Below are 6,120 nucleotides of genomic sequence, written 5' to 3' on the forward strand. Positions count from 1 at the left end.
TAACTATCTAATTTATAGTGAATATCCAAGACCAGAAAAAGATAATGAAAACTTTTTATTAGATGTTGAGAAGTACTCAGAATACTTTAAAGCTGATAGAACAGCTATGATAGTAGAGGAACTTTCTTTAGATAGATTGGATCATGAACTGCTAAAAACTATTAAAAAATATGAGGTTTTCTTTCATAATAAAGATAGAAAAGAGAAACTTCAAAAATTACTTCATGAGGGACAGAAAAAAGATAGCAGTGATTTAAAGCTTGGTATATTAGCTGTCTTATCAAATACAAAAACTTTAAATGTAAGAGAGATAATAAAAAATATAATAATAGATGATAGTAGATTAGAAGCAATAGACAAGTGGATGGGGCTAGATTATCTATATAGCAGCTTAAAAGATGAGTTTAATGTTGAAGTAGATTCTTTTAATAAATTTATGAAAATAGCTCTTGTAGTTCATTTTTATAAAGAGTTAAGAGAAAAACCACATGTTAACTGTGAAAACTACTATATTGGAGATAAAAATGAGATCTACCTTTTTGTTGATTCATTGCTGCAAAATAGGGTAACATCAGATATAGTAACAAAGAAATTTTTCCAAATAGGGAAAGAACTTAATTTTAGAGAAAGAATAGACGAGTTAGATTTTACAAAAGTAGTACTGGGGACAGGGTTTGAATACTTTGATGTTTTAACTATTAAAGAGCTAGCAGAAAAACTAACTGGTGAATTAGTAGAGTTTAGTAACTATAAAAAATATATAAATATAAGATTGGATAATACTTTATGGAAAAACAGGTATTTACAACTATATAAAGGTCTATTAGCTGCAATAAATCTTTTACAACTTAGAAGAGAGTTAAGAGTAAATGATGTGGATAACTTGAATGAACTTTATAAAAACTATATAGAGGATTACTATAAAATAGATAGATATTATAGAGAGTTCTTCCACTCATATGATATGGGAAAATCTACTGAAATAAATGGTGTACTAGATAAACTACAACATATGATAAGTACTTTCTACGAAAAGGAATACCTAGAGCCTCTTTTAAATGTATGGAGTGCTCATATTGATAAAAAAGATAGACTTCCACAACAAAGAGATTTCTATAAGAACCATGTTAAAAAATCAGATACAAGGGTAGCTGTTATAATTTCAGATGCACTTAGATATGAGGTGGGAAGTGAAATAAAAGAGAAGTTATTAAAAGAGGCTAATACAAAGGAGATTACTTTAACTGGTATGTTAACAAGTTTACCAAGTATTACAAGCCTAGGAATGGCAAGTCTTTTACCTTTCAGCGAAACTCTAAATTTTGATATATCTGAAAAAAAGGTAACTTTAAAGGGAATAGATAGCAGAAGTACAGAAAATAGAGAGAGTATATTACGACTTGATGAAAAAGAATCTTCAGCTACTACTTTTGATATTTTCAAAAATATGTATAGAAATGAGCAAGAGGAGTATATAAAAGGAAAAAAAGTTATATATATATACCATGATACAATTGATGCAATAGGAGATAAAGGTAAAACAGAGAGTAAAACTTTTGAAGCTGCAGAAACAGCAGTTTCAGATATAGTTGGAATGGGAAAACTATTATCTAGTCTAGGAGTAGTTAATATCTATATTACTAGTGATCATGGATTCCTTTATGAAAGAAAAGAGATTGAAGAGCACGACAAATTAGAGTTAAAAAATAGCTATTCAATAGTTGGAAAAAGATATGCTTTATCTTCAGAAAGGTATGAGGAAAAGGGATGCGTAACACTGGATTTAGGTGGCTATTATGGTGTGTTCCCTGAAAAAAATCAGAGAATAAAAAGTTTTGGAAGCGGTCTTCAATTTGTTCATGGAGGAATAAGTCCACAAGAGATGATTGTGCCTCTTATTAAATATCGTGGTGGTACAAACTCTACAAAATCTAGAAAAGTTAATGTAAAGTTAAAAGAGAGCATTGGAAAGATAACATCAAATATTTCAAAATTTGGAGTTTATCAATTAGATCCAATTAGCATTGGAGATAAAGTTGTTGAAAGGGATGTGGCAATTGCTCTTTATAGTTTAAATGGAGTTAAAGTTAGTACAGAGGAAAAGATAAGATTAAACGCTACAGAGGAGAATAAACTATATAGTTTTAGACTTACTTTAAGTGGAACTCATGAAAAAGTATTGTTAAAAGTTATTGATTTAGATAGCGGGGATATATTAGATTCAAAAGAATACGAGGTAAATTTAAGTATAGCATCAGAATTTGATTTTTAAGGGGTTAAAAAATGGAGATAAATAAAATTGCAAATGAAGCTTTTGAAGGAAAGATTGTAAGAAAGGATTTAGTTTCTAAGATAAAAGGTGGGGCAAATGTCCCTGTCTATGTTCTTGAATATCTTTTAGGAATGTACTGTAACAATGTGGATGAGGATAGTATAACAGAGGGAATGGAGAAGGTCAAAAAAATCCTAGCTGAAAACTATGTAAGACCAGATGAAGCTGAAAAAGTTAAATCTAAAATAAAAGAGATTGGAAGTTATACAGTAATAGATAAGGTTTCAGTAAAGCTAAATGAAAAAAAAGACAGATATGAAGGTGAACTTTCAAATTTAGGAGTTGCAGGTATAGATGTTGTAGGAGCATATATAAAAGAGTATGAAAAGTTATTATGTGGTGGAATATGGTGTATATTGACTTTAAGCTATGATTTTGATGAGTTATCTATGGGAGATACACCTTTTAAATTAGAAAAGTTAAAGCCAATACAGATAGCAAACTTAAATATGAATGAGGTATATGAAGGAAGAAGAAAATTCTCCAAAGAGGAGTGGATAAAGTTTATTTTAAGATCTACAGGAATGGAACCAGATTTCTTTAGTGAGGAAGCAAAGTGGCATATGCTTGGAAGAATGGCACCTTTAGTGGAAAATAACTATAATATGTGTGAGTTAGGTCCAAGAGGAACAGGTAAATCATACATATATAAAGAGATAAGTCCAAACTCTATCTTACTATCTGGTGGGCAAACAACGGTAGCTAATCTATTTTATAATATGGCAAAAAAACAGATTGGACTTGTTGGGTATTGGGATGTAGTTGCTTTTGATGAAATAGCTGGAATAAAGTTTAAAGATAAAGATGGTATTCAGATTATGAAGGACTTTATGGCAAGTGGATCTTTTGCAAGGGGTAAAGAGGAGAAAAATGCAAATGCATCTATGGTTTTTGTAGGAAATGTCAATCAAAGTATAGATGTATTGGTAAAAACATCACATCTTCTTATAGATTTTCCACCTGAGATGAATAATGACTCGGCTTTTTTTGATAGAATGCATAGCTATGTTCCAGGATGGGAGATTCCTAAATTAAGTCCTGCATCTTTTACTAAAGAGTATGGATTTATAGTGGACTATATGGCAGAGATTTTTAGAGAGTTAAGAAAAACATCATATGGAGATGCTTTAGATAGATTCTTCATATTGGGTAGAGATTTAAATCAAAGGGATACAATTGGAGTTAGAAAAACAGTTTCAGCACTTATAAAGCTACTTTACCCTCATGGAGAGTTTACAAAAGAGGATGTAGAAGAGGTGTTGGTAAAAGCTTTAGCTTATAGAAGAAGAGTTAAAGAGCAGCTTAAAAAGATGGCAGGAATGGAGTTCTTTGCTACAAACTTTTCATATATAGATAGAGAGAGTGGAGAGGAAACTTATGTAAACCTAAATGAACAAGGTGGCAGTAAGCTTATAGCTGAGGGACCTTTAAAAGATGGATCTCTTTATACAATTGGGACATCGATGAACAATACACTGGGACTTTATAAAATAGAGGGACAGATCTCTTCAGGAAGAGGTAGAGTAACAGTTGCAGATAATAAATATAGAAAGAGCTTTGAAAACTCTTTTAATTATCTGAAAATAAATTCTAAAAGAGTTAGTGGGGCTATTAATATATCTGAAAAAGAGTTTTATTTAACTGTGGTAGATGAAAAAAATGTAGGAGTTTCAGAAAATCTTACACTTGGTGGCTTTATTGCAATGTGCTCAAGTGCCTTAAATAGACAGGTTTTATCTCAAACTGTAGTTTTAGGAGATATGGCATTATCTGGAAGTATAATAAAAGTATCTGAGCTAGCTAATACTTTGCAAATAGCAAGGGAAGCTGGAGCTAAAAAAGCGTTAATTCCTATTTTAAATGCTGTAGATTTAGCAACTTTACCTCCAGATATACTAGCAGATGTACAACCAATATTCTATCAAGATCCAATAGACGCAGTTCAAAAAGCTCTCGGTTTCATGTAATAATTAATGATGAAAAGAGGTAAAAAAATGGAGTATAAAGCGATAACAGGAGAAAATTTCTATTATCAAGAGTTAAAAAATGCAGCAAGATATCTAATGAGAAATCCTAATCTAGAGAATATGAGAGAGGTATTTAAAGAGGAGGATATTCTTGACTGTACAAGTGAAAGTAACTTTCAAAAGAAGTTTTTGGCTATAAATAAAAGAGTGAAGCACCTAACAGAGGAGTTAATGTATCAATTAGTAAATGGAGACTCAAATACAGGGAGATTTATAACTCTATATACTATATTATGTGCAGAGAGATTTCTTTTAGAGTTTCTAGATGAGGTTATTGGTGACAAGTATAGACATTATGACTACTATTTAAAAGAGAGTGATATTGTAGCTTTTATGAATTTAAAAGCTGAGCAATCTGAAGTAGTTGAAAAATGGAGCGAGTCTGGAAAGAAAAAAATGATAGTAAAAATCAAAAACTTTTTTAGTGAAGGTGGCTATTTATATAAGGAGGAGGAGAAACTATATAAGATAGTTAGACCTGTAATCTTATCTGAAATAATAGATGAGATGAAAAAAGAGGGAAATAGAAGCGTAGTTAAGGCCATGCTTTATTGATAGGTGGAGAGATGGAAAATATAAATGAGAGATTAAAAAAATTAGTAAAAAAAGTTTCAAGTGATGAATTTTATAACAATAGAGGACTTGCAAATGAAGTACCATTCTATATTTTTGATTATGATCCTAAAGAGGAAATTTTGATTAGACATTTTGTAAAAAATACATTTCTACCAGAGTTTTCAGAGGATAATAGATTAAATGCAGTGGAGATAGATCTTTTTGAATTACTATTAGAGAGTATGAGAAATGACAATATTTTAGATAAATCTTTTGTATTAGAGGAGAAAAAAGGAACTCAGTTTTTATATGAAAAATTAAAGAAAAGTTTTAACTCGGAGATTATTATAAAGTACATAGAGGAAAAAAGTAGAGGGAAAAACTTAGTCGTAATAACTGGAATAGGAAAAGTTTATCCTATTGTAAGAACTCACACAGTTCTTAATAATTTACAAAACATATTTGATCATACAAAGGTATTGCTATTTTTTCCTGGGGAGTACACAAGTGTAGATTTAAGACTGTTTGGTTTTAAGGATAATAACTACTATAGAGCTTTTAGAATATAAATATATAAAAAGGGATGGCTTTTTAGCCATCCCTAAAAATTTTAAAATATTATTCTAAATTTTAACAGCTATTTAAAAAGTGATGTATCTCCTGCTCCACCTAGGTCTTTATAGTAGTTTTCTAAATCTTCTAACATCTTATTCTTTAATTTTTTTATAAAATCAGAATCTACCTTTTGCCATAAGTAAAAGCTAAATCCAATATTTTTAAGATCTTTTCCATAATAGATAAATCTTTTTCTTTCAAACTTCTCAAAAGGATTAACTATGATATTTCTTGTCATCTCTTTATCACTATTTAAATATTCATTTGTATATGGACATGATTTTTTATCCACTGGTAGTCCATCCTCTAAACGTTTTCTATAGTAACTTATATAATCAGCTTTAACCTTTTCAAAATCAGCTTCTCCATCTTTTTCAAGGTTTTTAATTAAAGATAATATAAATATCATTTTATATGAAAGGCTATAACTTCCTTCTTCTATAAATTCCCAGAAATCATCTAAGATAGTAGTTTCATCTCTTTTTTTCAGATTTTTTAAAACTCTTATCTCTTCAACTCTTTCAGGTTTAAATTTATAATAATTAACTCTTCCTAATTTAGTTGAATAATCAGGAACTATTTCTTCTTTTT

Annotated in this window: 5 protein-coding genes; 4 read left to right on the forward strand and 1 reads right to left on the reverse strand. The window is 29.9% G+C overall.

Annotated features, from left to right (window positions below):
- From pglZ to ACRDDY_RS00995, 4 genes are all read left to right on the forward strand, one after another.
- A partial coding sequence (pglZ, locus tag ACRDDY_RS00980) for a BREX-1 system phosphatase PglZ type A (RefSeq protein ID WP_438563101.1) occupies positions 1 to 2,272 on the forward strand: 2,272 nt, incomplete at its 5' end.
- A gap of 11 nt (positions 2,273 to 2,283) precedes the next feature.
- Positions 2,284 to 4,299, forward strand: coding sequence for a protease Lon-related BREX system protein BrxL (gene brxL / locus ACRDDY_RS00985; RefSeq protein ID WP_438563102.1), 2,016 nt, complete (start codon positions 2,284 to 2,286; stop codon positions 4,297 to 4,299).
- 27 nt (positions 4,300 to 4,326) lie between these two features.
- The gene (locus ACRDDY_RS00990) at positions 4,327 to 4,914 is read left to right on the forward strand and encodes a BrxA family protein (RefSeq protein WP_438506060.1); all 588 of its coding nucleotides are present in this window, start codon (positions 4,327 to 4,329) and stop codon (positions 4,912 to 4,914) included.
- 11 nt (positions 4,915 to 4,925) lie between these two features.
- Positions 4,926 to 5,483 (forward strand): DUF1788 domain-containing protein, encoded by a 558-nt coding sequence (locus ACRDDY_RS00995; protein WP_438563103.1) that lies wholly within the window; start codon positions 4,926 to 4,928, stop codon positions 5,481 to 5,483.
- Between the two features lie 68 nt (positions 5,484 to 5,551).
- Here the strand turns inward: ACRDDY_RS00995 and ACRDDY_RS01000 are convergent.
- Positions 5,552 to 6,120 (reverse strand): hypothetical protein (locus ACRDDY_RS01000; RefSeq protein WP_438563104.1); only part of this gene is annotated, 569 nt, incomplete at its 5' end.

The sequence above is a fragment of the Clostridium sp. genome, assembly GCF_051656525.1.
Lineage (GTDB): Bacteria > Bacillota > Clostridia > Clostridiales > Clostridiaceae > Clostridium.

Coding starts and splice junctions, on each gene's coding strand:
- brxL (WP_438563102.1), top strand. CDS start 2,284: ATGGAGATAAATAAAATTGCAAATGAAGCTTTTGAAGGAAAGATTGTA.
- ACRDDY_RS00990 (WP_438506060.1), top strand. CDS start 4,327: ATGGAGTATAAAGCGATAACAGGAGAAAATTTCTATTATCAAGAGTTA.
- ACRDDY_RS00995 (WP_438563103.1), top strand. CDS start 4,926: ATGGAAAATATAAATGAGAGATTAAAAAAATTAGTAAAAAAAGTTTCA.